Origin of the sequence: Brevibacillus reuszeri, from assembly GCF_002897295.1 — a bacterium.
Taxonomy (GTDB): domain Bacteria; phylum Bacillota; class Bacilli; order Brevibacillales; family Brevibacillaceae; genus Brevibacillus; species Brevibacillus reuszeri_A.
Map to the genome: position 1 here is coordinate 255,563 of NZ_BEXF01000001.1, position 25,944 is coordinate 281,506.

General features: G+C 48.9%; 26 protein-coding genes and 2 riboswitches. Of the genes, 16 read left to right on the top strand and 10 right to left on the bottom strand.

From position 1 onward, the window contains the following. Positions 1-5: 5 nt before the first annotated feature. On the bottom strand, positions 6-686 hold the full coding sequence (locus tag C3B52_RS01240; protein WP_164684661.1) for a hypothetical protein: 681 nt from the start codon (positions 684-686) through the stop codon (positions 6-8). Between the two features lie 214 nt (positions 687-900). Between C3B52_RS01240 and C3B52_RS01245 the strand changes: the two genes are divergently transcribed. From C3B52_RS01245 to C3B52_RS01255, 3 genes are all read left to right on the top strand, one after another. Then, positions 901-1,560: an HAD family hydrolase gene (locus C3B52_RS01245; RefSeq protein WP_103104274.1), complete on the top strand. Its 660-nt coding sequence runs from the start codon at positions 901-903 to the stop codon at positions 1,558-1,560. A 137-nt stretch (positions 1,561-1,697) separates the two neighbouring features. Then, positions 1,698-2,303 carry an RNA polymerase sigma factor gene (locus C3B52_RS01250; RefSeq protein ID WP_103104275.1) on the top strand — a complete coding sequence of 202 codons (606 nt, stop codon included), beginning with the start codon at positions 1,698-1,700 and terminating at the stop codon, positions 2,301-2,303. After that, the gene (locus tag C3B52_RS01255) at positions 2,269-2,850 is read left to right on the top strand and encodes a hypothetical protein (RefSeq protein WP_103104276.1); all 582 of its coding nucleotides are present in this window, start codon (positions 2,269-2,271) and stop codon (positions 2,848-2,850) included. Before C3B52_RS01250 ends, C3B52_RS01255 begins: the two co-directional genes overlap by 35 nt. Positions 2,851-2,915: 65 nt before the next feature. Here C3B52_RS01255 and C3B52_RS01260 read toward each other — a convergent pair whose 3' ends face one another. Continuing rightward, complete coding sequence (locus C3B52_RS01260) at positions 2,916-3,659, bottom strand: hypothetical protein (protein WP_164684662.1); 744 nt, start codon at positions 3,657-3,659, stop codon at positions 2,916-2,918. Positions 3,660-3,893: 234 nt separating this feature from the next. After that, positions 3,894-4,041: riboswitch (FMN riboswitch) on the top strand. Positions 4,042-4,147: 106 nt separating this feature from the next. Further along, positions 4,148-4,294, top strand: a riboswitch (FMN riboswitch). A gap of 126 nt (positions 4,295-4,420) precedes the next feature. On the opposite strand from C3B52_RS01260, the gene ribD reads away from it, so the two are divergent. The 7 genes from ribD to C3B52_RS01295 all read left to right on the top strand — a co-directional run bounded on the left by ribD (position 4,421) and on the right by C3B52_RS01295 (position 11,758). Then, complete coding sequence (gene ribD, locus C3B52_RS01265) at positions 4,421-5,521, top strand: bifunctional diaminohydroxyphosphoribosylaminopyrimidine deaminase/5-amino-6-(5-phosphoribosylamino)uracil reductase RibD (protein ID WP_103104632.1); 1,101 nt, start codon at positions 4,421-4,423, stop codon at positions 5,519-5,521. Between the two features lie 22 nt (positions 5,522-5,543). Beyond that, positions 5,544-6,209, top strand: a complete 666-nt coding sequence (locus C3B52_RS01270; RefSeq protein WP_103104278.1) for a riboflavin synthase — start codon at positions 5,544-5,546, stop codon at positions 6,207-6,209. 17 nt (positions 6,210-6,226) lie between these two features. Continuing rightward, the gene (locus C3B52_RS01275) at positions 6,227-7,426 is read left to right on the top strand and encodes a bifunctional 3,4-dihydroxy-2-butanone-4-phosphate synthase/GTP cyclohydrolase II (protein WP_103104279.1); all 1,200 of its coding nucleotides are present in this window, start codon (positions 6,227-6,229) and stop codon (positions 7,424-7,426) included. Positions 7,427-7,441: 15 nt separating this feature from the next. After that, positions 7,442-7,906, top strand: a complete 465-nt coding sequence (ribH, locus tag C3B52_RS01280) for a 6,7-dimethyl-8-ribityllumazine synthase (protein WP_103104280.1) — start codon at positions 7,442-7,444, stop codon at positions 7,904-7,906. A gap of 134 nt (positions 7,907-8,040) precedes the next feature. After that, entirely contained in the window at positions 8,041-9,546 is a 1,506-nt protein-coding gene (locus C3B52_RS01285; RefSeq protein ID WP_103104281.1) for a spore germination protein, read from the top strand. Between the two features lie 5 nt (positions 9,547-9,551). Then, positions 9,552-10,640 carry a GerAB/ArcD/ProY family transporter gene (locus tag C3B52_RS01290; RefSeq protein ID WP_103104282.1) on the top strand — a complete coding sequence of 363 codons (1,089 nt, stop codon included), beginning with the start codon at positions 9,552-9,554 and terminating at the stop codon, positions 10,638-10,640. Then, entirely contained in the window at positions 10,637-11,758 is a 1,122-nt protein-coding gene (locus C3B52_RS01295) for a Ger(x)C family spore germination protein (RefSeq protein ID WP_103104283.1), read from the top strand. Before C3B52_RS01290 ends, C3B52_RS01295 begins: the two co-directional genes overlap by 4 nt. Positions 11,759-11,762: 4 nt before the next feature. On the opposite strand, the gene C3B52_RS01300 is transcribed toward C3B52_RS01295, so the two are convergent. The 3 genes from C3B52_RS01300 to C3B52_RS01310 form a co-directional block, all read right to left on the bottom strand. Then, positions 11,763-13,292, bottom strand: coding sequence for an aldehyde dehydrogenase family protein (locus C3B52_RS01300; protein WP_103104284.1), 1,530 nt, complete (start codon positions 13,290-13,292; stop codon positions 11,763-11,765). Between the two features lie 11 nt (positions 13,293-13,303). Continuing rightward, positions 13,304-13,945 carry a TetR/AcrR family transcriptional regulator gene (locus tag C3B52_RS01305; protein WP_103104285.1) on the bottom strand — a complete coding sequence of 214 codons (642 nt, stop codon included), beginning with the start codon at positions 13,943-13,945 and terminating at the stop codon, positions 13,304-13,306. 364 nt (positions 13,946-14,309) lie between these two features. Then, positions 14,310-15,320, bottom strand: coding sequence for a M23 family metallopeptidase (locus tag C3B52_RS01310; protein WP_103104286.1), 1,011 nt, complete (start codon positions 15,318-15,320; stop codon positions 14,310-14,312). A gap of 159 nt (positions 15,321-15,479) precedes the next feature. Between C3B52_RS01310 and larC (C3B52_RS01315) the strand changes: the two genes are divergently transcribed. After that, positions 15,480-16,415 carry a nickel insertion protein gene (gene larC / locus C3B52_RS01315; protein ID WP_235615557.1) on the top strand — a complete coding sequence of 312 codons (936 nt, stop codon included), beginning with the start codon at positions 15,480-15,482 and terminating at the stop codon, positions 16,413-16,415. Between the two features lie 148 nt (positions 16,416-16,563). Next, complete coding sequence (locus C3B52_RS01320) at positions 16,564-17,115, top strand: DJ-1/PfpI family protein (RefSeq protein ID WP_103104287.1); 552 nt, start codon at positions 16,564-16,566, stop codon at positions 17,113-17,115. Between the two features lie 7 nt (positions 17,116-17,122). Here C3B52_RS01320 and C3B52_RS01325 read toward each other — a convergent pair whose 3' ends face one another. Both C3B52_RS01325 and larC (C3B52_RS01330) read right to left on the bottom strand, forming a co-directional pair. Next, a complete protein-coding gene (locus C3B52_RS01325; protein ID WP_103104288.1) occupies positions 17,123-17,848 on the bottom strand; it encodes a DUF421 domain-containing protein in 726 nt (241 codons plus the stop codon). 52 nt (positions 17,849-17,900) lie between these two features. Next, the gene (larC, locus tag C3B52_RS01330; protein WP_103104289.1) at positions 17,901-18,665 is read right to left on the bottom strand and encodes a nickel pincer cofactor biosynthesis protein LarC; all 765 of its coding nucleotides are present in this window, start codon (positions 18,663-18,665) and stop codon (positions 17,901-17,903) included. A gap of 128 nt (positions 18,666-18,793) precedes the next feature. On the opposite strand from larC (C3B52_RS01330), the gene C3B52_RS01335 reads away from it, so the two are divergent. The 3 genes from C3B52_RS01335 (at position 18,794) to lipA (ending at position 23,158) form a co-directional block, all read left to right on the top strand. Continuing rightward, positions 18,794-19,921: a metallophosphoesterase family protein gene (locus C3B52_RS01335; protein ID WP_103104290.1), complete on the top strand. Its 1,128-nt coding sequence runs from the start codon at positions 18,794-18,796 to the stop codon at positions 19,919-19,921. Then, positions 19,918-22,143 (top strand): ATP-binding protein, encoded by a 2,226-nt coding sequence (locus C3B52_RS01340; RefSeq protein WP_103104291.1) that lies wholly within the window; start codon positions 19,918-19,920, stop codon positions 22,141-22,143. Before C3B52_RS01335 ends, C3B52_RS01340 begins: the two co-directional genes overlap by 4 nt. Positions 22,144-22,255: 112 nt before the next feature. Then, a complete protein-coding gene (gene lipA / locus C3B52_RS01345; RefSeq protein WP_103104292.1) occupies positions 22,256-23,158 on the top strand; it encodes a lipoyl synthase in 903 nt (300 codons plus the stop codon). Between the two features lie 77 nt (positions 23,159-23,235). Here lipA and C3B52_RS01350 read toward each other — a convergent pair whose 3' ends face one another. Further along, the gene (locus C3B52_RS01350) at positions 23,236-24,276 is read right to left on the bottom strand and encodes a YhcN/YlaJ family sporulation lipoprotein (RefSeq protein ID WP_235615558.1); all 1,041 of its coding nucleotides are present in this window, start codon (positions 24,274-24,276) and stop codon (positions 23,236-23,238) included. Between the two features lie 115 nt (positions 24,277-24,391). Between C3B52_RS01350 and C3B52_RS01355 the strand changes: the two genes are divergently transcribed. Continuing rightward, on the top strand, positions 24,392-25,027 hold the full coding sequence (locus C3B52_RS01355; protein ID WP_164684663.1) for a YutD family protein: 636 nt from the start codon (positions 24,392-24,394) through the stop codon (positions 25,025-25,027). A gap of 180 nt (positions 25,028-25,207) precedes the next feature. Here the strand turns inward: C3B52_RS01355 and C3B52_RS01360 are convergent, their stop codons facing one another. After that, complete coding sequence (locus tag C3B52_RS01360; protein WP_103104294.1) at positions 25,208-25,513, bottom strand: hypothetical protein; 306 nt, start codon at positions 25,511-25,513, stop codon at positions 25,208-25,210. A gap of 153 nt (positions 25,514-25,666) precedes the next feature. Beyond that, complete coding sequence (locus C3B52_RS01365) at positions 25,667-25,936, bottom strand: DUF3055 domain-containing protein (RefSeq protein ID WP_103104295.1); 270 nt, start codon at positions 25,934-25,936, stop codon at positions 25,667-25,669. Positions 25,937-25,944 lie beyond the last annotated feature (8 nt).

The window sequence follows — 25,944 nt, forward strand, 5'->3', positions numbered from 1 at the left end:
TTCTGTTATTTCTTTACTGCTTCAAAAAGAGTGCCGTTAAACGAATAAGCAACCGTCTCTTGCTTGAATTCCGTGACTGGCTTGGTATCGTCATCAGGCCGTTTGTACGAGGTGGTAGAGTAGTACAGATTTTCACCGTCAAAATGATAGGAGCCGTGCAAAGCATAGTATTCTTCCTGAAACGAAGAGATTTCCTTCAGTGACCCTCTCCACGCCTCGACAAAACGCCCTTTATCCACATACCACAAAATTGCTATTTCTACGCTTACCCCTGTTCCGCCGGTATGCTGAACAACCTGGTAGATTCTTTTATCCCCTATTTCGAGGACAGGCTGGTCCAGATCGAGGCTATCAATTTTCCAAGGCTGTTCAGTTATGAGCTGGTAGCTGCCGTTTGCCTGTCTATCAAAAAGGAAGAACGTGCCAAGATGAACACCACCTGTAATCGTTGCGACCACTTCCAGTTCCTCGTCCTGATCAAGATTGATTTCCTGGAAGGCTAGTTCTTCCATATAGTGATCGTTCTTTTTGCTTTGCTGTTGAATCCACTGCTTGATCTGGTCTTTGCCTACCCGGGGTTGAGCCTGGCTTGTGCTTACCTGTGACGAGAAGGTATTTGGTGCGTAAAAGGCAGTCATACCAATCACGAGTCCCAGTACAATCGCGCTGGAAACTATTTTTTTCAACAAAGCCGTTCACCTCTTCTATCATGATTATCCTGTATAAAAGACGTGAAGGGATGGGCTGCTGTTACAGATTATGTAAATTTTATTTTGTTTAACGATTTGGTATTGTGTAAAATAAATGGAATGCTTCCGTGAATGGATGTGTATTCATGAAAAAGCTATGGATTGCCGTCGAGTAATGATTCGGACAGGTGCGGTGATTGGGAGGTAGAAAATGAACAGAGATTTTCAGAAAGCAATCATTTTTGATATGGATAACACGCTGCTGCAATCCAGGATCAATTTTTTGGAGATGAAACGGGCGATTTTTCAAATATGGGTGGAAAATGGCATATGTGAGCCTACGTTAGAGTGGCAAGGCTTTACGGCCTCACAGCTGATTGAAATCGGCAGACGCTCCGAGCGAATGACAGATGAGCTGGAGGCGCATATGTGGGCGGCAGTTACTGCGATCGAAAAGGAAGGAATGCACGGCGCTGTGTTGGAGGCTCATGCAGCTAACGTGCTGGCAAAACTGCACGAGAGCTACCGTCTGTTTATTTTGACAAACAATGCTTATGCAGCAGCCCAAGAGGCTTTGAACGAAACGAAAATCATTCATTATTTTGACGAGGTTGTTGCGCGTGAACAAATGACGACGTTGAAGCCTCATCCTTCTGGGATCACGTATATTCTCAACCAATACCCTGACTTGCCGCTGTCGGCGTGGACGATGATCGGAGATTCCTGGATCGATGGCAAGGCTGCGCAGGATGGGCAAGTCCGGTTCGTCGCCTATCATGGAAAACGAGAAGAAATGGATCGGCAAGGTGTTATTCCACAAGCGTATATTACGGATTTGCGCGAATTGCTGGAGCTGGATTGGAACAAATAGGAGCATCAAGGAAGCGACAGGATCGATTGTCGCTTTTTTTTGTGGTATTTTTCGCAGAAAAACGAATGGATTAATGAACCAAATGGGCTTCACATGTCTCTATAGTAGTAAACAATGACCAAGGAAGGACGTTGGTTGTGGAGGAAATCAACTTAATCAAAATTTGTCAATCTGGTCATATTGCTGCTTTCGAATTATTGCTGAAAAGGTATGAGCATAAAGCCATGCAAACGGCTTATTTGATTACGAGGCAAAGGGAGCTGGCAGAGGATATTGTTCAGGAAGCCTTTATTCAATGCTACAACCAATTACATACGCTGCGGCAGCCAGAATATTTTCGCACGTGGTTTTATCGGATACTCATTCGATTGAGCTATAAAATGGTGAAAAAAGAAAAATGGAAATCATTCTTTTTACAAAAGTCTGTGCTCGATATCGGATACACGCCACAGTTTGATCAAAAAGTGATGGCAAAAGAAATGTATGGGGCCCTTTACGACAGTGTAAACAACCTCAGTGAGAAGCTGAGAGCTGTTGTTGTGCTTTACTATTTTAATGAAATGACGACGAAAGAGATGGCCGATGTATTAGCCATTTCAGAAGGGACAGTAAAATCGCGCTTGCATCATGCGCGAAAACGAATCCATGAAACGTTGCTCGACAAAGGATACGTATCCTGGGAAGCGCTGGGGGGAGGAGAGCAGGCTTATGTGGGAAACGCAATTGCAGAAAATGCTGACTGATCAGGCTGAGACGATTCAGCGCGAAACAACGGTAGCAGATGAAGTGATGTCACGGATTCAAAGCGGTTCGAAAAGAAGAATGAAGAGCCGAAAACCATTCATCGTTGCGATCATCTCGTGTTCGATTCTGATCTTTACGGGCGGAGTGTACGCCGATCAACTATACAACTACTGGAAGGCTCCGAGCACTGCAGAGGAAGTGAGGAAAACCGAGCAGTTAAGCAAGGAACTGGCTGAACAGAGACAAACGATAGATGACGCAATTGCGAATGCCTTTGGGTTTGATCTCGCCAATTATAGCAGTCTGGACGTCAATGACCTGTTTAAAAGCGAGAGGGTGCACCCGCTTCTCCCTATCGTGAGCGAAATTATGGATAAGCAACAAATCAATGATAGAAAACCGAGCGTGTATATAAACAACCAAACCAAGCAAGACGGATATATTTTTGAAGACAAAGTGAACTCGTGCATTGTTCACGTGTTGAAAAAAGACGCCACAGGAGAGTGGAAGATTGTCTTAGTACAAGAAAAACAAAAGAATGGCTAAAGAAGTAAAGAAGCAGTGTGGTTCAATGATCTACTGAAGATCTTGAGCCACACTGCTAGAAGCCATTACAGCTTGAGGCGTTTGCCTTTTTTCTCTCCCTTTTCTTTTACCTCCCAGTTTCCATCTCCGTCCAGCACGATCAGAGTAGCGTGATTCGTACCATCTGCTTTCTTTTCCAAAATATACGCTTCTGCGGCTAACTCATCAACATACACGAAGGGCATGATGTCCCCCTCTTCTTGAGCATCCATCGCAGCAACCACGATGTCCTTGAGAGAGTCGGAGACCTTTGAATGACTGACTTCGACAGCTCGGAAAAATTCAAATTGCTCAAAGTTATATTGAAAGCTGCTCGCAATTTCGGCCATCACCTCAGTTTCGAGGGATTGATGAGCCGAAAGGGATCTGGCAGCTGCTGGGTCCCATTGAACATAATCGTAATCTGTGTCGATGTCTGTACGTTTTCCCGAGCTATCATACTCGCGGTGAGTAGAGTTGATCTCCCATTTTCCTTTGACACTATTGCTAGCAGAAAGGGTATTGGAGATTGTAACCGAGCCCGAACCGTATGCATCATCAGAATCTTTTTTTACGCTGTTAAAATAGACATTGGCAGAGACTTGGATACGAGGCTGACCGCTGTTCGCTGTTTTGGCATCCCATTCTACTTTATATTTGCTAGAACCAATCGATCCAATATCGATCGTTGCACGGGCGGTTGTAATGGCTGCCGATGCACCAGGAGCGAGTAACCCAATGAAGAGAGCGCTAGAAAGAAGAGAAGCTACAACTTTGTTCCTAGAAAACAAGATCATCATCCTCTCACTTTAATAGTTTCAATGTAATACAAGTCGAAAAAGCAATCAACCATAAATTGTAAATATTGTATTGTTTTGTAACATTGAGACGAATCTTATCTGAATAACAAAGGATATCGTCGTTTTTGACTACGTTCATGGATCTCCAAGCATGTGAAAAAGAAAAGAACTGTAAACGAAGTGTCTGCTCCGGCTAAAATTGTGTTATACTTCTCATAACTGAATACCAGCCTTCAGGGTAGGGTGCAATTCCCGACCGGCGGTAATGACGAACGCACGTCTGAGCCCGCGACTCTCTATCAGCTGGATCGATAGAGACTGACTTGGTGAAAATCCAAGGCCGACGGTAAAGTCCGGATGGGAGAAGGTATTTGGAATGGCCTTTTCAGCTGTTTTTTGCAAAAAAACGGTTGGAGCAAGGCTTGTTTCTTGATGCCCTGAGGATACTTTTTTCCTCGGGCTTTTTTAATTTCATATCGTAGCATCTTCAGGGCAAGGTGAAATTCCTGACCGGCGGTGATGACACATGGTGTGTCCAAAGCCCGCGACTCGCTGACCAATAAGGAAGCGATTGATCTGGTGTAATTCCAGAGCCGACGGTAAAGTCCGGATGGGAGAAGATCGAGCATGCTTTCTTCATTTGTTTTTCGAAAAAACGGATGAGGTAAGGCTTCTTTCCCTATGCCCTGAAACGAATGAGGTTTCGAGGGTTTTTTGTTTTGGCTGGATGCTATCAAGGAAAGGAGCGCGTGATGGAACGGGACAACCAATACATGGATATGGCGCTTGGCTTGGCGAAATCAGCCCTGGGTCAGACGAGTCCAAATCCATTGGTCGGAGCGGTTGTAGTGAAGGATGGAGCGGTAGTTGGCATAGGGGCGCATCTTAGGGCAGGCGAACCTCATGCAGAGGTACACGCGCTGCGAATGGCAGGAGATAGTACGCGAGGGGCTACCTTGTACGTCACGCTTGAGCCGTGCAGTCATCACGGAAAAACGCCTCCATGCGCAGACGCAGTTGTCGCTGCAGGAATTAGCCGGGTAGTAATTGCTGTCTTGGACCCGAATCCACTCGTGGCGGGAAATGGGGTGCAAAAGCTGCGAGACTTTGGCTTGGAAGTGACGGTCGGGGTGAGGGAAGAGGAAGCGAGACAGCTCAATGAAGTCTTTTTTCATTTCATTACGACGAAGCGCCCGTTTGTCACGGTTAAGACAGCGAGCACACTCGATGGAAAAATCGCCTCGGTTACAGGACATAGCCGATGGATTACCGGAAGTGCGGCGCGAGCACAGGTACATGAGCTGCGCAGACAGTATGACGCTATTTTGGTCGGGGTTGGGACAGTGTTAGCAGATGATCCCGAGCTTACGGCTAGGTGCAAAGGGCAAACGTTTGGCAGGCAGCCGGTTCGGGTGATTTTGGACAGCCATTTACGCACGCCGTTGTTTGCTCGTGTTATCCAAGGTGTAGAGCATGTACCCACCTGGATTTTCACAACAGGGGAGTCATCCCCGGAAAAGCGAGAGGAGTTGCTCGCAAAAGGCGTTACAGTCATTGCGGTTGCTGGACCCATGACGGTGGATGCGGTGTTGTCTGTGCTCGGTGAGCGTGGGATTACTTCTCTTTTGGTGGAAGGCGGAGCAGAAGTCAACGGTTCCTTTTTGCAAGCGAGGGCTGTTCAAAAGATCGTCAGCTATGTCTCACTCAAGCTGATTGGTGGCAATGGTGCTCCATCGCCATTTGGTGGACAAGGGTTGGCATCGATGGATGAAGCGGTGGTGCTCACGCATACACAGGTGGAACAAGTAGATGAGCAAGATATCCGCATCATCGGCTATCCGAAGTGGAGCTAGCTGGGATGGGAAAGGAGATCGTATGTTCACAGGACTGGTAGAAGAAATAGGCGTTTTGGAGACGATTACGGGAAGTGAGCAGGCTAGCCGGCTCGTCATCCGTTGCGACAAAGTGCTGGAGGGTGTGCAGCTCGGCGACAGCATCTCGGTAAATGGGATTTGTCTAACGGTTACATCATACACTGCGCGGCATTTTACCGTAGATGTCATGCCGGAGACGATGAAAAAAACAAGCCTGCGGCAAGCCAGACCGGGACAGCGTGTCAATCTGGAGCGGGCAATGAAGCTGGGTGATCGGTTCGGTGGGCACATCGTTTCGGGTCATATCGATAGCATCGGGACGATTGTAGCCCGAGAGCCTCATGCCAATGCAGTCTTGTTTCGGATCAAAGCTGCGCCTGAGCTTTTGAAATACGTCATATTGCAGGGCTCGATCTGCATCGACGGAATCAGCCTGACAGTCACAGCTGTAGATGACAGCAGCTTTTCTGTGTCCATTATTCCCCACACGCTTGCTGAGACGAGCTTGCAAGACAGACGACCAGGAGATCCGGTAAATCTGGAGGCAGATGTTATCGGGAAGTATGTGGAGCGTCTGCTTGGGTATCAGCGCTCGTCCGGCAGCGAACAATCAAACAAAAAAGAAGGGCTTAGTCTGGCCTTCTTACAGGAAAACGGATTCGCGTAAATGAGGGAGGGATAGGCATGTTTGATCGAATTGAAGATGCTCTGGAGGATTTGCGCCAGGGCAAAGCAATTATTGTCGTAGACGATGAGGACCGGGAAAACGAAGGTGATTTTATTTGCCTGGCAGAAGCGGCTACGCCCGAAATGATTAATTTTATGGTCACGCATGGCAGAGGATTAGTCTGCGTACCGGTGACACAGGAGCATGCTGACCGTCTGCAGCTAAAGCCGATGGTCGAAAACAATACAGACAAGCAAGGAACGGCCTTTACTGTTTCGATTGACGAACAGACGACACACACAGGGATTTCAGCACAAGAGCGCTCGTTTACCGTCAAAGCGATGCTGGATGGCGCCAAAGGACCGGATGATTTTCGTCGCCCTGGCCACATTTTCCCGCTCATCGCCAAAAACGGGGGAGTGCTGCGCAGGGCTGGTCATACGGAAGCGGCAGTCGATTTGGCGATGCTCACAGGAGGATTTCCGGCTGGGGTCATTTGCGAAATCATGAATGAAGACGGCATGATGGCGAGGCTGCCACAGCTGGAAGAAATCGCTCAGCGCTTTGATCTCAAGCTGATCACGATTGCAGACCTGATTCGTTTCCGGATGCGAACCGAATCGCTCGTCAAACGGGAGGTCGAGGCGCAGCTGCCGACAGAATACGGGGATTTTCGGATTGCTGCCTATACGAATGAGCTGGATGGAAAAGAGCATGTCGCACTGATCAAAGGCGAGATTACCCCGGATGAACAAATTCTCGTAAGAGTACATTCGGAGTGCTTGACTGGAGACATCTTTGGCTCTCACCGTTGTGATTGCGGCCCACAGCTTCATGCTGCACTTGCGCAAATTGAGGCAGAGGGGCGAGGGGTGCTTTTGTACATGCGGCAGGAGGGCCGGGGAATTGGCTTGATTAACAAGCTGCGCGCCTACCGGCTGCAAGAGGAGGGCTTGGATACAGTCGAGGCGAATGCCAAGCTCGGTTTTGCCGCTGACCTGCGTGATTACGGGATCGGAGCCCAAATCCTGCGCGATCTGGGTGTGAACAGGATGCGACTACTCACGAACAACCCGCGCAAAATTCGCGGACTGGACGGGTACGGCTTAAAGGTAGAGGAAAGAGTGCCGATTCAGATGCAAGCACATAAGCACAACAAACGGTATCTTTCTACCAAACAAGAAAAACTGGGGCATTTGCTCCACATTCAATCATAAGGAGTGGAATGGATCATGAAAACATTTGAGGGACATTTAGTAGGAACAGGACTACGCGTCGGGATCGTGGCAGGACGCTTTAATGAATTGATTGTCAGCAAGCTGGTTGGCGGGGCGCTTGATGCATTGAAGCGCCATGGTGTAGAGGAGGAGCACGTTGATGTAGCATGGGTGCCCGGGGCATTTGAGATTCCGCTGATTGCCAAAAAGATGGCAGAGTCCGGACGCTACGATGCTGTGGTGACACTCGGGGCAGTCATTCGTGGCTCTACTCCTCACTTTGACTATGTATGCAACGAAACGGCCAAAGGAGTGGCAGCTCTTTCGCTCAGTACCGGAATTCCCGTTATTTTCGGTGTGCTGACAACGGACAGCATTGAGCAGGCTATCGAGCGTGCGGGTACGAAAGCAGGCAACAAAGGCTGGGAGGCAGCGGCAGCCGCAATTGAAATGGCTAACCTGACAAAGCAATTTGCGTAATGGGAAGCAAGTAGAAAAAGCGTTCAGAAAAAAGGCGAGGGCACACGCTCTCGTCTTTTCTTTTTGGATAAAAACACCACTGGCTGGTCAAAGTAAGAAGGATTTTCCTGTAGAGGTGATTGGGGGGATCTATCGTGTCACAAAAACAGTGGTGGAGAAGCCAGATAGATAAGCTGGTAGCTGCAAAAGCCTCCGAACGCACCGAACCAAACGATCAGGGCACGACCATTACCTCTGATCGCATCAAAGCACAAATGCAAAACGTGGACGATTTGAGCAGCACGTCCTTGGTCATGAATGACGAAGTAGTGCAGGTTTTTTTTCTGGAAACGATGGTTGATAATACACAGCTGTATGAAACGATATTTTTGCCCCTGCAACGCTCTGATGGCAGAGATCCTTTGCGAGTGCTGCCTTTTGCCAAAGGAATTGCCATGCACGAATTTGAAACAGCGATCAACGCATTGCTGCGAGGGCACACAGTTCTGATTTTTCCCGAGCGTGATCTTGTACTGGAGATCAACACCTTCCAGGTAGCCCATCGTGCCATTTCACAATCAGAAAATGAAGCGACAGTGCTCGGACCGCAGGATTCTTTTGTAGAAATGCTGCAAATAAACGTGTCCTTGCTCCGCCGCCGACTGACTACACCTAATCTGAAAATATGCACGTACACGATTGGTACTGAGACTCATAATAAAGTGGCAGTGATGTACCTGGATAAAATCGCGAATGATCAAAATGTAGAACGGATCAAAACGCGCATCGCAAATGTCCAGTATCAGGGCTTTGTAGGGATGGCGGTTCTCAAGCAAATGCTCGAGGATAAACCCTATTCACCGTTTCCGCAATTTGGGCTGACCAACAGGCCAGATAATGCAACAGCAGCGCTCTTGGATGGTCGCATTATCGTCATATTGAATGGCAGCCCAGAGGCAGCGATCTGTCCTTCCTCTTTTCTAGAGATGTTTAGCAGCCCTGAAGACTTTTACAATCGGTGGTCGACTGCCAGCCTATTGCGCTTTATTCGATTTTTTGGCCTGTTTATTACGATTATGCTGACCTCTGGCTACGTTTCTGTTCTGACCTATCACCCAGAAATGCTCCCTCCAGCCCTCCTGACCATCCTTTCTGAATCTCGCAGCAAAGTACCATTCCCGCCTGTACTTGAGGTGTTGTTTATGGAACTGGTTATTGAAATTTTGCGAGAGGCAGGAATTCGCATGCCTACCAAAATTGGTCAAACGATCGGTATCGTAGGCGGTATCGTGATCGGGACAGCTTCTGTGCAAGCCGGGCTGGCTAGCAATATTTTGATTGTTCTCGTCTCTATATCTGCTTTGTTGTCATTTCTACCACCGAACTTCTTAATGAGTAATGCGATTCGGCTTATCCGGTATGCGTTCATCATCATTGCAGGGGCTCTCGGCTTATACGGGCAGCTACTTATGCTGGCTTTTTTATTTGCCCATTTATTGAACCTGACGTCGCTGGGCACACCGTACATGACTCCAGGAATACCTCGGCAGTGGACGGATTTGTTTAACAGTCTTTTCCGTGCCCCGATGAAGTTTATTGTTTTTCGTAACCGCATGTCCCGTGCTGAGCGAGAGAAAGTAAGGCCGATTGGCGAGGAGTAAGATAGATGGACCGTGAAAAAATTACTAGCCTGAATCCGTACCACGTAATTGGCCTTGTCGTAAACACGATCATCGGAGTGAATCTGCTTACCTTATCCAATGCGCTGAGCAGGATGGGCTACAACCAGTGGTGGTTTCCTTTTGTTCTAGGGATGATTGTTACGCTTTCCCTGTTGCCGATTGTAGCGATTTGCAAAAGATATCCGGATGATTCTCTATTTGTGATTAATGTAAAATTACTCGGGAAATTTTTGGGTCGATTTTTTAATCTAATCATCATTGTGTATGCCATTCTGAGCGTTACTTCGGTCAATTCCGACTATGTCCGACTTGTGCAGACCTCAATGATCAATAACGAAACAATTACATTGCCTTTGCTTGGCTTGGTACTGGTTATGCTGTACATTACAAATTGCGGGATCAAGCTAATAGCGCGCTTTTGTATCATCTCCTTCTTTTTTACCGCATGGATGTTTTACTATCTGCAATGGGGGTTTCAAAAGGGCGGTATCATGCATATTTTTCCTTTGTTCAACACGAATCTGGCAGATATGCTGGATGCCTTTAATCAATCGTATGCGAGCATGTTTGGCTATGAGGTTCTCTTGTTTTACTACCCGTATATCAAGCAAAAGGAAAAAGCGTTCCGACATGCGGCCATCGGAATCTGGATCTGCGTAACAGTCTATGTACTTATTTTGCTCACGAGTGTTGCCTATTTTTCTGAATGGGAGATTGCTAATCTAGTTTATCCGATTTTAAATTTGTTCAAGGCTGTAGAACTATCCTTTTTGGAACGGGTGGAGAATCTGGGAATTGGCTTGTGGGTGTTCCTCGTTTTGAGCACCTGTACTACGTATTTGTGGGTGGCGAGAAAAGGGATTGAAGAGATGATGGGCAAACAACGCTTGTGGCATTTGCTCTTTCCGGCTGTAGTCTCTTACTTTTTAATCCGAAGCTGGATTCCTCTCGAGTATCAGGAATTTTTATTCCACAAGGTGACACTTTGGTTGGGGTATGGGCTCGTTCTATGGCCGCTTTTTTTGTTACTCTTGCACGCTATCCGTTTTGGAAACGGAGGGAAGGCGCCATGATCGTTCGTCTTGCTGCATATATGCTTGTGTTGATAGTGGGGGGGACGCTTCTTTCAGGATGCTCTTCCGAAATCGAGAGGCCATCGCTTGAAGATATGGCGTTTATCGGCGTCATCGGATTTGATTATATCAATGAAAAAGATGTGAAGGTGAGCGTATCTACGCCAGTACCATCGCGTAGCAAGGAAAAGACGCAGGTTTATTCTACGGTCGCGACCGTCATGAGTGAAGCCATGCTCAAAATGTCGACGAAAGCGGAGCGTACCATGTCGCTTTCCCAACTCCGGGTCATTTTATTTAACGAGGAATATGCGCGCAAGGTAGGGATACGCAAGGTAGTTCTGGATTTGTACCGCAATCCAAGCGTGGGGGAAAACGCGTTTGTGGCGATCGTGAAAGGGAATACGGAAGATCTGATTCGTGCTTCCTATCAAAACAAGCCGGAACTGAACACGTATTTGAATGACCTCTTGCGTCCCCGCGTAGAAACGGCATTTTCCTCGTTTACGAGTATTCAAGATAGCGTGTATATGATGACGAATGAAGTGTCTGACATGAATTTACCGTACTTGGTCAAGGAAGACGACGACATTCAAATTACCAAGGTAGCCTTGTTTAAAGACGATAAAATGATTGGTTCCGTTTCGCAACGGGAGGGAGCACTAATCCAAGCGCTGCTAGGCAGAAAGAGAGTGCCCCGGATGAGCTTTGAATTTCAGGAGCAGTCAGGTAAAGGGTCAAAGACTGAGCAGGTTGTCTTAGATTTCGTATGGTCAAAATCCAAAGTAAGGAGCAACGGGAGTCTAGATCACCCAATGATTTCGATGAAACTCGAGTTGAGAGGGATGCTTGTAGGATACACAGGCAGCAAGGATCTCAAGTCGAACAAACAGCTTACTCAATTAAAAAAGCAGTTGGAGAGCGAAATCAAAAAAGAGACGCAGAAATTAGTACAGCGTCTGCAAAAAGAGGGTGTTGATCCGGCCAGTTTGGAAGAGAGTCTACGGCAAAAGTACCATGGGAAATGGACGAGACCTATCGCCATGGAGCTTTATCAGAAAGCCGGATTCAACGTTACGATCAATATGGAAGTAGTGGGTTACGGAACGATCAAGTAATCTGCTAAAACAGCCGCTGCACTTCTCGCCAGATCGCTCTGATGGTTTGACGGCTCCACTTGCGTTTTTTCCCAAACAAGAAATTGGTCATGCCGACAAACATGATTTTCTGGTCTTTTGTATACGGATACCAGTTGACCTCGCGTTTGCGTGTGCCGGGATCTTGAATGATCGAAATGCTATGTGTAAAGGAGTGGAGCCCGAATGGGCCGCGATACCTGCCGATGCCACTTTGCTTGACGCCGCCAAATGGCAGATGAGGATTGGCATAGCTGATGATGACATCATTGATACAGACGTTGCCACTTTCCAATTGCTCTGCAGCGCGCTGAGCCTTTGTCTTGTCTTTTGACCATACAGAGGCATTCAAGCCGTAGGGAGAAGAATTCGCAAGCCGGATTGCTTCCTCTTCTGTGGAAAAGGTCATGATCGGCAGGATCGGTCCAAAGGTCTCCTCCTTCATGATTTTCATATCAGAAGTAACATCGGTCAAAATGGTAGGAGCGATAAACATGCTGTCGGGTGAGACCTGACCGCCGATAACAGCCTTTGCCCCCTTGGCAAGGGCTTCTTCCAGATGGTCGCGGATGATTCCGCGCTGCTGGGGGGAGGTCATCGAGCCGACCTCTGCGTCCTCTGGATAGCCTTGGCGCAGAGCGGATGCTTTTTGCGTAATCAGCGTGAGAAATTGTGGGTATACCCGCTCATGCACATAGAGACGCTCGACAGACATGCAGACCTGGCCCGAATTGGTAAAAGCGCCCCAGATCGCTCCGTTAGCTGCTCTTTCGAGGTGTGCGTCCTCGAAGACGATCATCGGGTCCTTGCCCCCAAGCTCCAGCTCTACTGGGATGAGATGCTCCGCTGCCGCTGCCATGATCTTTTTTCCTGTTGCGACAGAGCCTGTGAAGAAGATTTTATCAGGCCGCGCTGTTACAAGTGCCTGCCCGACCTCGCGCCCTCCGTGCAAGACAGATACGACACCATCAGGCAAGGGAACGGCTCGAAACAGCTCCTCAATCATCAGTCCTGTTGAGGGGGTTATTTCAGAGGGCTTGAGCACAACCGTATTACCGGCTACGAGAGCAGACAGAACGGGAATGAGCGATAGCTGGAAGGGATAATTCCACGGGGAAATGACCGCTACGACTCCCATCGGCTTGTAGTGGATGTACGACTTTTTGGGCCATAGAACGAGAGAAGTAGGCACTTCCTGGGCAGAAAGCATTTGCTGGGCATTCTTTTCATAAAAACGGATGGTATCTACCGTCACAAATATTTCGGTCATATACGCTTCCAAAGCGATTTTGCCGGTAGCCTGACTGATTTTTTGTGCCAGCTCTTCGCCGTGCTCGACCAAATAATGTCGCAGCTTTGCAAGATAGCGTAGTCGTTCAGCCAATGAAGTCGTTGACCAAGCCGTAAAGGCGATGCGGGCACGCACCATTGTTTGCTGTACCTGTTCGGGCGTTGCTTCTGTAAGCGAGCCGAAATGCTCACCGGTAGCCGGATTTTGAAAGGGCAGGATAGACAAGAAACTTCACCTCACTTGGTAGAAGTATGGGCGTTGCTTGGTGGCAGAAAAAGCGATTGAACGACAAAAGGAAACGTCTGCTCAAAATGGGAGATGGCGTTTTCAGGGTCAGATGATTCGGACAGTATGGATTGCAAGAATAGACCGTCGATCAGTGAATATAGAGTGGAGGCTGCCGCTGCTTTTTCGACCGCGAGCGATGATCTGCCAGTGTCTGCTAATCCTTCCAGCATTCGCATGATCAAGCTGTGCAGGCGATTGCGAATCTGGCTAACCTGCTCGTGGAAAGCGGGAACGTACATGGCTTGAACCTGCAAGTCGTACCAGAGGCGATGCTGGTCTTTGTCCCGTGTCAGGCTGCGGTGCAGGACAGCGAAGAAAGAAGCCAACCAGTTGTCGAGAGGTGCCTCTACAACCTCACGCTCCAGCTCTGCAACGAAGCCTTCTTTATAGCTGGAAATGATAGCAAGCAGCAAATCCTCCTTACTCGCAAAATAATAATGCAGGATACCAAGAGACACCCCTGATTCTTTGGCGATATCGCGCAGAGAAACATGGGCATACCCTTTTTGGGCCAAACAAAGCGTAGCCTGCTCAATCAAAAAAGCCCGTTTCGCCTCTGCTTTGGTCTGGGATAGAGGAGAACGTGACAAATCATACACCTCTTTTTTGGACAATCGTCCAATTTTGGTGATTTCATTATAGTTATGATTTTTCTTTTATGTCAATAAGGAAAGGCTTCTTCCCATGAAATGTTTTGATTCTTTTCTGATCCATAAAAAAGGAAGCGGTGGCTCACCGCTTCCCAGCTTGTTAATGTCACTGCAGCAACGCAGGAGAAGTCTGTTTCCAGGCGTAGCGACTAACGAAACCTTACTCAGCGCAAGAACGGACTTTTGCGTTTCCCCCGGAATCGTTCTGGAGCGGACAGTCATACTCCGATGCGGGTGGAGACCGGAGCGCAGAATGGAAACAGACTTCTCCTCACTCCGGCAATGCCCACCTCCAAACAGGGAGTCACTGTTTCCGCCCCTGCCGCTCCCACCGTCTCAAATACGGATAAGGATCAAATGCCCAATCAGGTCCGCCGTTCTCCCGGTACATTCCGTAATGCAAATGGGGAGGGAACTTTCCTGCTGTTCCAGGTCGGCCATAACCCGAGCTGCCGACATACCCGATGACTTGTCCTGGCTCGACGATATCCCCAGGCTTTAAACCCTTCTTAAAAGAATTCAAGTGAGCGAAATAATGATACACATTGCCCATGTCACGCATGCCGATTCTCCAGCCTCCATAGCGATTCCAGCCGATGACTTCGATGACGCCGTAGGCCGTACTCAAAACGGGTGTTCCATACCCCGCGAAAATGTCTGTTCCCTCGTGAATTCGCCGGCCACCCCAGCCGCGAGCATCGCCCCATGTGCTGCGGTAGCTGTACTCATAGCGAGCGGGAATAGGAAAATGTCGGTCGTCCAGGTGCAAATGCTGATATTTATCATATACCTGGGCAAACTGTCTGATCGTTTTCACGGAGCGGTCTCGTTGGTAATACGACCAGAGCCCGATCTGCCAATCGTGATGAGAGAAGCCGTACGAAGACAAATAGTGAATAAGAGAAGTGAGTGCATCCAGATCGTTGTTGCGATCTGCTTTCCCGTCGCCATCACCATCTTTGCCCATCCCATCGAAAAACTGAATGGAAATAGGATTGGTGTCGCCCTCATCAGGATTCAAACTACCACTCCACCGGTCCCCGGGGATATCGATAGCGGTTAGACGAGAGGAGGATTCGGCTTGATTTACTTGCTTTTTACGTATTTTCATCGTCCGCTCGTATTGGTCGATGGCTGCCAAATACGTCCATGGAATGCCGTACACTGATTCCATTCGCTGAAAAAGCTGTAGTCGCGCCTGCAAAATCGGGTCTCCCTGCGGAGTAGATGGAGCTGCGCGTACAACACTTTCCATTGGCATAATTACAGCAGCCAAACACAAGCTGATCTGAATGATTAGGCGGAAAACTCGCATTCCGTCTCCCTCCAGGCCCAGATAGTCTCCTTTGTAGTTTCTGCCAGCAGTGTTCGTTTATCCTAGATACTTTTTGGAAGGTGTTTTTTCGACCAGCGTTCATTCGTTTTGGTGTATGATGCTAGAAAAGAGCAGAAGCAAGAAAATGGAGGCACAAACATGACGAAGCTGGTCATTCGATCAGAGGATTCGCTTACACTGCAAAGTCTTGTAGATCCACTTCAGCAAGCACTGGAAGCTTTTGTGTCGGGCGCTGAGAGCTGTGAACAGGAGTGGACACGAATCAGGCAGTTGGCTGAGCCGTACCGGGCCTATTGCAAAAAGGATCAATGGGAGCGCGAGGAAACAGCGTTGGCTACGCTGCTAACAGTATGCCCCATCGATCAAAAAGTCTTGCCCCTGTTCATACAACAGCTCCCGATACCTTCGATGCTCCCTTTGCCACTATTGGAGCTTGCGACTGGATTTTTTGTTAAAGAGGTCGAGGACTCATCCTTTGCCGAGTCATCTGATTTCTCGCCACTTGCCATGATCTGGCTGCGGGAGGCTGGTGTGCAGCCATTGGGTGCGTGGAGTGGGCAGCTACATAAGGTCGTGCAGGGAGAAGGACTGGCGGTACTCAAGGTGGGAGAAGCAGAGCAAGAGCTGCATCAGCATATTCCTCGCTTTTATGAACAAAAAAATCATCAGGCAGAGCATATCGATGAAGGAATGCTGCTTTTGCAAATCAATTTGGACGATACAAGCCCCGAATGGCTGGCATATGTCATGGAGCAATGCTTGCGCGCCGGAGCAAACGATGTGCATTTTCTACCCGTAACGATGAAAAAAAGCCGGCCGGGCACACTTCTGCAGGTAATGTGCTACCAAAGCCAGGCTGAGGCGCTGAAAACGATTCTGTTTAGCGAAACGACAACCTTTGGCATCCGTTCGTTCCCTGTAGACTGCCATCGGCTGGCACGCCGTTTTATTCAGGTCCAAACCGAATGGGGAGAAGTAGTCGTCAAGCTCGGCTATCACAGGCAGAAGCGGGTACAGGTCGCACCCGAGTATGTGTGTGCGCCAAGCTGGCTGATGAGGCAGGGGTCCCGCTAAAAAGGGTATATCAGCAGGCGATACAGCTGGCGAGTCAGGAAGGTGATGTAAATTTGCTGTAAACCTAGCAGGAATGAGCAGCCCCTTCAAAGAATTGGAAAATTGGGAGGCTTGCTTTCCAAAAAACAAGTCATGAGGAGGCTGTCTGATGAGCAAAAAAGTGTTGATCGTAACAGGAGATGCAGTGGAGGCCCTGGAGGTATTTTATCCATACTATCGTTGTTTGGAAGAAGGGTTTGAAACGGTCATTGCAGCACCGACTGTCAAAACACTGCACACGGTTTGCCACGATTTTGAAGCGCACAGTGAAACGTACACGGAAAAGCCTGCTTATCAGCTTCCTGCCCATACTTCCTTTGCAGAAATTAATCCCGAGGCATTCGATGCCTTGATTATCCCGGGTGGACGTGCTCCTGAACACATCCGCCTCAATGAGAATCTAAAACCGATTGTTGCGCACTTCTTTGAAGCAAACAAACCGGTAGCTGCGATTTGCCACGGCTCACAAGTGCTGGCGATTGTAAAAGAGCATCTCGCAGGCAGGGAAATGACTGCCTATCAGGCGTGCAGACCGGATGTTGAAGCTTGCGGCGCCATCTATCAAACGGATACTCTCCATGTTGACGGAAATCTGGTGTCCGGACATGCGTGGCCGGATTTGCCTGGGTTCATGCGCGAGTTTTTCAAACTGCTACGGTAAACAAGAGTTAGGGCTTGGAATCTCGCTGATCAATATGCAGGCTGCCATCGCTTTGTAGCTCTGCATAAAAAACATTCTCGATCGAATGAATCCCGGCCTTTTCTAGCTGTCGCTCTACCCAGGTTCGACTGATCTTTAATTCCTCCAGGTTTTTTTCTACGTATTTGCCGTCGGAAATAATTTCAGTTGGAATGAAGCGAGGGCGGACTATTTTTGTTCGTACATCCTTTTTTGTCGCAGGTTGATACTCCGCCTTTTTGAGAACACTCAGTTTACCATGTGGCTCCAATATCGCGTACTCAACCTCTTTGATGGAGAAAGCATCTCTTTCGCGTAGCATCATGCTTAGATCATCTAGATTTAAGCGTGTTTTTGCCAGCGCTGAATCGATAATAAGCCCGTCGCGGATGACGATGGTTGGCTCTCCGTCGATCGCAATTCGTGCTTTGGCTGACTTTATTCCGATATATCCAACAAGCATGGTTAAAAATGTCCACCAAATCAGGCTGGTTAGACCACTTGCGAGGGGCATATCCGGTTTGCTCACAATCTCGGCAGCAATCGATCCAATGGTAATGCCTGTAACATAGTTGAAAAAGGTAAGATGACTCAGCTGCTTTTTTCCCAAAAGGCGTGTCATGATCAGAAGAATTACAAATGTAATTGAAGTTCGGAAAATGATACCCAAAAGTGCAAAACCTTGAATCAACAAAAACCCTCCCAAGATAACCATGGCTCATCAATACCATGTCCGTTGGGAGGGTTTTCTATGTTAAAAAGTCGTGTTAATTAGCGTGTCCAATCAAAAGACGCAGAACATTAGGCTGGTCGGGCAGATCGCGCGTACCAGCGCCGTAGCCGATTGATTCAACGGTCATTGCTGGAAGCGGTCCAAACTCCCGTACCAGAGCAGCAGCTACACCAGCACCTGTAGGCGTGGTCAGCTCTTTTTGTATGGTTGTTTTACGCAGAGGAATGCCAATCAGCATTTCCATGGTCGCAGGAGCTGGAACAGGGTACAGACCGTGGTCGCAGCGTACGTAGCCATTTCCGGTGGGGATATGGCCAGAATACAGCTCATCGATGTCCAATTCTTCCAAACCGAGTGCGATACCGACGACATCGACGATGGAATCCAGCGCGCCCACCTCATGAAAATGAACCGTTTCTACAGGAACATTGTGAATTTTCGCCTCTGCAATAGCAATTTTCTCAAATACAGCAAGTGCTCTATCTGTCACGCGTGGAGCGAGATCAGCAGCTTTGATCATCTCTACGATTTCTTTGTAGCCGCGGTGAACGTGGTCGTTGCCAAGCACCTTTAGCTGTTTGAAAGGGGGAGCGCTTGGGGCTGATTCGTCAATCACATCCAGCTTCAAGGCGCTTACCCCTGTTTTCACAACCTTTTTCCACTCGAGACGAAATGCCCCCAGTGAGAGCTTACGCAATTGTGCTTCAATTCGCTCCCGATCCGCTCCTGCGTCAACCAATGCCGCAAGCAGCATGTCCCCGCTAATTCCCGAAAAACAATCCAAATACGCGATTCGCATGAGAAACACTCCTTCCAAGAGGTCTATTCTTCCTGTATCATAAAGGGAAAGTATGTTCGTCTGTTTGACAATTCTGTCCAAAGTGTACCATTTGATGATGGGTTTGTCATGTAAGGAGTTGAAGGCTGTTGCTCACATTCATACATACAGCGGATGTCCATCTGGATGCTCCGCTTCAGTCTTTGGCGGGCTTATACGAGCTGCGTCAGGATGATTTTCGCAGTACCATGCGCCGGATTCGCGATCTCGTATGGGACAAGCAGGTAGATTTTTGGCTCATCGCAGGGGATCTTATGGAGTATCACGGAGGCAGGCGGTCGACAGCATTGTTTTTACGCGATTTGTTTGCGAGTCTTGCCCCTGTTCCTGTATGCATCGCGCCGGGCAATCACGATCCATGGCGTCCCGATTCTTTTTATCAAACACTGGAATGGTCCAGCAATGTCTATTGGTTTACGCCGGAATGGGGTGCCTTTGAATTTCCGGAAAAATCATGTGTTGTCTATGGCTGGGGATTTCCTCATCCACATGTGTATGAATCGCCGCTTATCACATTTCCAGGCAAGCTGGATGGCTATCAGCATCATTTGATGGTTCTTCATGCCAGCATTTTGACGAGTGCCAAGGAGGAGCATCATCCGTATGCGCCTGTGTCTCTGCAGGAGCTGGAGGGAACAGGAATGGACTATGTCGCGCTCGGGCATATTCACAAGCCCGCGCAGTTTACTCATCCTGAAACAAGACAGCCTTTTGCAGCCTACCCAGGCTCTCCAGAGGGGCTTACTACAAAAGAAGATGGGCCGCGCTGTGTCCTTTACGGGGAGCTTAGTGATTCAGGCGCTTTGAAATTGTCCGAGATCGCAGTTATGCAGCGGCAAATTCGCAAGCGTGAGCTCACCCTAGGCGGGATCGAGACTATGGAACAACTGATTGATCAAATCGAACGCGCGCTGGCCCACGAAAAAGATACAGATATGCTGTACGTTACGTTGACGGGGGAGCGTGCCACGCACTTTGTGCCCGCAACGGATGTATTGAAGCAAAGATTTTCTTCCCGTTTTTTCGTGATTCAATTTTACGATCAGACGTGGCCAGATGTGGATGCTGACAAGCTGATGGCAGAAGGCGGCGTGTGGGGACGCTGGCTCACCAAGCTGGCACAATGGGAAGAACAGGCAGCAGATGAGGCGGAGCGAGAAAAGATCAGGGAAGCACGCAAGGAAGCGCTGGCCCGGATAGGAGGGAGCGGAAGGTGAGAATTGACGAGGTCCAGCTAAAAGGCTTTGGCAAGTGGCAGGATGCTGTTTTCCGTTTTGCTCCGGGCATAAATGTGTTTGAGGCTCCGAATGAATCAGGGAAATCCACACTGCTGCAGGGAATCATAGCCGCTCTATACGGCATGAAAAAGGATTATGTCAAGTCGGCGCGTTATTTAGCTGAATACGAAAAATACCGACCCTGGCATCAAGGAGATTACGAAACAATTATTACCTACCAGCTCGGAGGAAAAACGTACCGATTGCACCGCTATCTGAACAAGGACCGTGAGCAGGCACGAATTTTTTTGGACCCCGAGTGGACAGAGCTGACCGATATTTATTTGGAGGACAGGCGCAAGGAACGCAATTTTATCGAAAAGCATCTGGGCCTGACGCGCAGCTTGTTTACCGATATCACCTGGATCAGACGGGAGCCGTTGTCAGCAGCGGAGCATTTGCTGCCTTCTTTGACCGCAACAGATGATGCGAATCCCGCCGTGAACAAAATATTGGCTGAGCTGGATCGCGATCTGACAAATATCGGTAAAAAGGAAAGGGCAGAAAATACACTGCTGGGAAAAGCGGCTACGCTGGCAGCCCAAAAGGAACAGGAGCTGGCAAACAGGGAAGCAGCATGGAAGGTCATCAGTCAGCTGACACAAAAAATGGCTCAGTGGGAGGACGAGCGTGCGGAGCTGGCACAATTGCGCGAGAGGCTGCTTAAGCGGCTAGAGCTCATGCAGCAACGCAGCGAGATGTGGCAGGAGCGCTGGCAAAAAAGCTATTTGCCTCCGGGACAAACGAGCTGGGAATGGTGGGAGCAGACAGCAGGCTCCACAGAGGAACAGCGAATCCATCAGGAAGCAAAAGCTGCTTTGGAAAAGCTAAAGCAGACTCAAAGTGAGGACAGCCAAGAAACTTCATCAGTGGAAAATGGCGAAGACGATCACTTGCGCTTACAGCAGGATTACGAGCAAGGGATTCAGCTACAGAGGCGCCGAGAGCAATGCCATTTGGAGCTGGCAAGCTTGGCTGCCCTAGCGATGGCGAGTCCACGTAGACAAGGTCGTTTAAGCAAAGAGGAAAACCTCAAAAAACAACGGCGTGGAAAAATACTGCTGTGGGGAACCGGTGGTGCATTTCTGCTCTTGGGCATTCTGGCATTCTTTACGGAGCATAGCATCTTGGGGGTAATTGCCCTTGGCCTCTCTGTTCTTTTTTCAGGTACGGCTTTTGTGATCTATCGTGGAAAAGAGAGCAGACAGGTGGATGGTATGGCAAGCGGTAGTGTACCAAAAGAGGACTGGCAACGACTTCAAGAGGAGGTTGCCCGTCTCGATGACTTGCAGTTGCAGCTCATTTCGCGCTGGGGGGCAGCCAATTGGGATGAATTTCTGGAAAAAAGGGAGGAGCTGCAAAACAGCATTCATACCCGAGAGTCTCGGCAAATGGCAGCGCAAATGAACCAGCGTGAGGAGGAAGGACTGCTCATCAATGGCTGGAGTGAGTCGCTGCGTAGCTGTCTGGAAAAGGAAAAAGCGGTCAGGGAAAGTGAGCGGGAATTGCTGCAAGCTGAGCTATCGCAGGCGGATAGTCGCTTACAGGAATTACGGGAGCAGATTGCAGGTGCGAATGGACAGATCGCAGCACATGAAACAGGATCTGTAGCAGAGGCAAAAGCAGAGCAAGAGGAAGCGGCAAACGGGCTTAGACAGCTGCAACTCCGACGTGATGCCCTGCAAATTGCCCGCGATGCCCTGCAGGAGGCGATGGCTGAATGGAATCGGGATGTGTCGCCAGCTGTTAATCATCAGGCCTCCGAAGTCATCTCCCAGATTACAGGCGGGACATACCAGGATGTGCGATTGGACCCACGTGAAGGATTTGCGATTCGATTACTTGAACCGTCCAGGCACCTAGTGCTGGAGCAAGATCAATGCTCCACGGGTACACAGGATCAGCTTTATTTTGCCCAGAGGCTGGCACTGCTCAGGCATGTCTGCAAAGAAACAGAGACATTGCCGATTTTTCTCGATGATCACTTTGTGCATTATGATCAGGAGCGACTGCGACGGACGCTAGAGTACGTGGCGAGGCTGGGAGAGAGCCAGCAAATTTTTCTGTTCACCTGTCATGACAGGGAGTTACAACTGTTAAAGCCATTCATGGAGCAAGCAGGAGGCCGCCATCGCGTTCATCAGCTTCGTGAAATGCACTAGTGCATGGAAAGAGGTTGCCCCTGTTATAGCCAACCTCTATAATGAAGATTGACCATGTCTAGACCTAAGTCTAGACCTAAGTCTTGACCAAGTCAGATGAGGAGTGGGCCCAATGACGCAACGAAAGCCGGAGTGGCTCAAGATTAACCTTGTATCAGGAGCGGAATTAGCCAGCTTTAAAGAGCTGAAACAAACCATGCGCAGTAAAACATTGCATACGGTTTGTGAGGAAGCCAAATGCCCTAATATTCATGAATGCTGGGCCAGTGGTACGGCAACATTTATGATATTGGGAGATATATGTACCCGAGCCTGTAGGTTCTGTGCGGTAAAAACCGGACTTCCTACTGAGCTGGATGTGGCAGAGCCAGAGCGTGTGGCAGAAGCAGCCGAGCAAATGAGACTGAAGCACGTGGTTGTGACGTCCGTTGCCCGTGATGATTTGGCAGACGGGGGAGCTCAGATTTTTGCAGAAACGATCAAAGCGATTCGCCGCAGACTGCCATTTGCTTCAGTAGAAGTGCTCATTCCGGATTTCATGGGGAATTGGGATGCACTAAAAGTGGTTATGGATGCGCGTCCTGATGTGCTCAATCACAACATCGAAGCGGTTCGCCGTTTGTCTGACCGCGTACGTGCGCGTGCTAAATATGATCGGACCCTTGAGCTGTTGAAAAAAGCAAAAGAATTCCAGCCACAAATTCCAACGAAGTCTAGCCTGATGATCGGCGTTGGCGAGACGATCGAGGAAATTATCGAGACCATGGACGATTTGCGTTCTGTAGATGTGAACATCATGACGATTGGGCAATACCTGCAGCCGACGAAGAAGCATTTAAAAGTAGAAAACTTCTACCATCCGGATGAATTTGCTCAGTTGAAAGAGGAAGGCATGAAGCGTGGATTCAGCCACGTGGAAGCAGGTCCGCTTGTTCGCAGTTCGTATCATGCTCATGAACAAGCCAGCGCTGCCAAGGAAACTATCGCAAAAGAAAACATTGCACAAGCACAATAAAACGGAAAAATAAGGAACCCCCACCTGCGGCTGATTGCACACAGGCGGGGGTTGCTGTTTACCTTGGAAAAAAGGTGTTAACGGCTGGTTGTACCCATATGGGTTTTCGTGCTCTTAGAGGGGGCTTGGACATGACTCTTAGTACGTGCTTGCTCGCCATCCGTCATACCGCCCATGCGCTTGATCAATGCATCAACACTTGCGGTATCTTCTGTACGTGCTGAATGCACATTGCTCGTACGGCTGGCAACACGTGAGATTTCCTGAATGTCATTTTGGTTGTCGGTCACGTATACTTTGTAGTAACGTGGTGAAACTGACATGGCATTCATTTTGGCCTGATGCTTGGCAGTTCGTGCATCTCCACCGTGAGTGTTCAGACCAACGAAGATTTCTTCATCGGTTACGAGCACAGTGGATCGTTGAACTCCCGGGCAGCTTGCCGTCACATTTCCAACTGCTTGAGCCAATGCATCACGGTCTACATACACGTGGTTCGCACTAGCGGTATGCAGCTGCTGACGATTGGTTTGGACGTAGCCCATCTTTGGTGCACTTGTTTGCATGACACCTGCTCCACCACGGTTCCAGGCATGCTTCTGATAAACGGAATGCCTCATACCGGTTGTTCCAGGAGCAGTGCTGAGGGTGCCGGCAGTGCCAGTACCTGTGATACCAGTACCTGTGATACCAGTTCCTGTGGTGCTGGTACCTGCAGTGCCATCAGTAAAGGCGTGGTATGGGCGCACGCCATTTGCGTACGTGTTGTAATTGTTGACATGAGGATACATGCCATCTCTTACACCAGGTGCACTGCTGATCCCAATCCCATTCCGCACGTGAAGCCCGTCATAGGCTCCAGTACGGACACCGTCAACTCCTGTCTGGTGCATGCCGTTGTAACTTCTTGTGTGAATCCCATCGAAGTCTGTGCGGCGCGTTCCGTCATAGTTACGGACGTGCAAGCCATCAAAGTTGGTTACGTGAGGAGCTGCCTGGTTCGTCGTCGCCTTGTTTGGATGCGTGTAGTTGGGCGCAGCGTTGTTCGCACAAGCAGAAGCCAAGAGCGCAATACCAGCAATAGCAGGATACAACCATGTCTTTTTCAATGATAACACCCCCTACACGATAGAATGTCCAGGGGAGCGCAGCTGTTTTCGTGGGAAATTTATCGCATGTTTCATGAAATATGGTAAGATGGACGTAGTTTACATGTGTTAGGAGGAAGCGGTCTTGATTCGCACGCAAGCCGGTACTTATGAAGTCATGGAAGAAAATCGCGACGGCTGGAATCCGGAAGCATTCAAGGAGCGCTATAGCGACATCCTCGACAAATACGACTACATCGTAGGCGATTGGGGATATGGTCAGCTTCGTCTGCGTGGATTTTATACAGACGTCAATCGCAAAGTACCGTTCGAGCAGCGAATCGCCGCTTTGGATGAGTACTTGCACGAGTTCTGCAATTTTGGTTGTCCGTACTTTGTGTTGCGCAAAGTGAAATCCGCTTTGGGTTCTGATGACAGCGAGATGATGCAGGATGACTCAGGGAATGATCTGATTATCGACATCCGCCAGGACATAACGCGCGAGGATGGCTCCCATACAAATGGAGAGCGAAAAGAACGCAAGCGATTCCATCCCCGTCAGAACAAGCCTGACCGCTCGGATAAAAATAATGGTTCAAGCGATCGTTCTGGCCAAGGACGTAACGAACGGTCAGACAAGCCCAAATATAGCAAAGAAAAATCTGATAAAAATGGCAGGGACGCTGGCAAGGATCGTCGTCCACAGTCCAATCAGATGCGTCCCAATCGTGAGCGTGACAAGGTTCCAACAGGACCAAACTCACAGAAACGTGATTCTTGATTGGCGAAGCCATGATTTTTGTATAGAAGCGAGCCCTCTTAGTCGGGGCTCGTTTTGCTTTCTATAAGATGCGCAGCTTCTGCCATTAAAAAAAGCATTCAGACCTCTAGGGGTTTGAATGCTTGCTTTTATGGTGAGTTAGATTATATATTGGCGTCCGAACTTTCTCGGCCGGCGACTTTAAAAACCACCAAAGCCTCCGCCACCCCAGCCTCCAGTGCCGCCTCCTACCCAAGGACTCCACGGGTTCCACTGATTCCACTGATTCCACTGGTTCCATTGGTTCGCCCCGCACGTGTTGCAATTGTTCCAGCCCCAAAACGGTGGTTGGATGGGAATGACGATAGGGAAAAATACATCAGGGCCCCGGCGTCCACGGAACAGTACAGGGTGCGCTTGATCCTCTGGAATGTATTGATAGTCTTGTTCTGCCAGTGGCTGCTGGGTTGATGCGTATTGCTGCTGATCATATGCATAAGGTTGCATCGTGCAATTGCACTCCTCTCGTTGTCTGTCTGTGCAGTAGCAGTATACGAGGCATCCGCCTGTATGGAGCATTGTCCGGAAGGAAATGGGCTGTAAGTGCAAAAGCCAAAAAAAGAAGAGCTCGTATGAACTCTTCTCAAAGGGTTAGATCGATTAAATAACGGTTTCCAGAAAAGCCTTCAATTCCTCGGCTTCCTGTTCATTCAGATTAAACGCAAACTCCAAATAACCTTCTTCCTCCAAATCATCGTGACCGATAATCGCAGAACGACCATTTTGAATGTTGATGACCAATTTTTTGCCATAGAAGCGGTTTGTTGTAGTAATGGCCAAGTCAAACCGTGTCGATTCGGCCATAAAGCTTACGAACCGGGTTTTTGTGTCTTCCGGCTCGTCATACAAATAAAACAAATCGTGCGCCATATACTTCC

Coding starts and splice junctions, on each gene's coding strand:
- ribD (WP_103104632.1), top strand. CDS start 4,421: ATGGAACGGGACAACCAATACATGGATATGGCGCTTGGCTTGGCGAAA.
- C3B52_RS01360 (WP_103104294.1), bottom strand. CDS start 25,513: ATGCAACCTTATGCATATGATCAGCAGCAATACGCATCAACCCAGCAG.
- C3B52_RS01325 (WP_103104288.1), bottom strand. CDS start 17,848: ATGGTTATCTTGGGAGGGTTTTTGTTGATTCAAGGTTTTGCACTTTTG.
- larC (WP_103104289.1), bottom strand. CDS start 18,665: ATGCGAATCGCGTATTTGGATTGTTTTTCGGGAATTAGCGGGGACATG.
- lipA (WP_103104292.1), top strand. CDS start 22,256: ATGACGCAACGAAAGCCGGAGTGGCTCAAGATTAACCTTGTATCAGGA.
- C3B52_RS01255 (WP_103104276.1), top strand. CDS start 2,269: ATGTGGGAAACGCAATTGCAGAAAATGCTGACTGATCAGGCTGAGACG.
- C3B52_RS01365 (WP_103104295.1), bottom strand. CDS start 25,936: ATGGCGCACGATTTGTTTTATTTGTATGACGAGCCGGAAGACACAAAA.
- C3B52_RS01310 (WP_103104286.1), bottom strand. CDS start 15,320: ATGCGAGTTTTCCGCCTAATCATTCAGATCAGCTTGTGTTTGGCTGCT.
- C3B52_RS01270 (WP_103104278.1), top strand. CDS start 5,544: ATGTTCACAGGACTGGTAGAAGAAATAGGCGTTTTGGAGACGATTACG.
- larC (WP_235615557.1), top strand. CDS start 15,480: ATGACGAAGCTGGTCATTCGATCAGAGGATTCGCTTACACTGCAAAGT.
- C3B52_RS01245 (WP_103104274.1), top strand. CDS start 901: ATGAACAGAGATTTTCAGAAAGCAATCATTTTTGATATGGATAACACG.
- C3B52_RS01275 (WP_103104279.1), top strand. CDS start 6,227: ATGTTTGATCGAATTGAAGATGCTCTGGAGGATTTGCGCCAGGGCAAA.
- C3B52_RS01320 (WP_103104287.1), top strand. CDS start 16,564: ATGAGCAAAAAAGTGTTGATCGTAACAGGAGATGCAGTGGAGGCCCTG.
- C3B52_RS01295 (WP_103104283.1), top strand. CDS start 10,637: ATGATCGTTCGTCTTGCTGCATATATGCTTGTGTTGATAGTGGGGGGG.
- ribH (WP_103104280.1), top strand. CDS start 7,442: ATGAAAACATTTGAGGGACATTTAGTAGGAACAGGACTACGCGTCGGG.
- C3B52_RS01290 (WP_103104282.1), top strand. CDS start 9,552: ATGGACCGTGAAAAAATTACTAGCCTGAATCCGTACCACGTAATTGGC.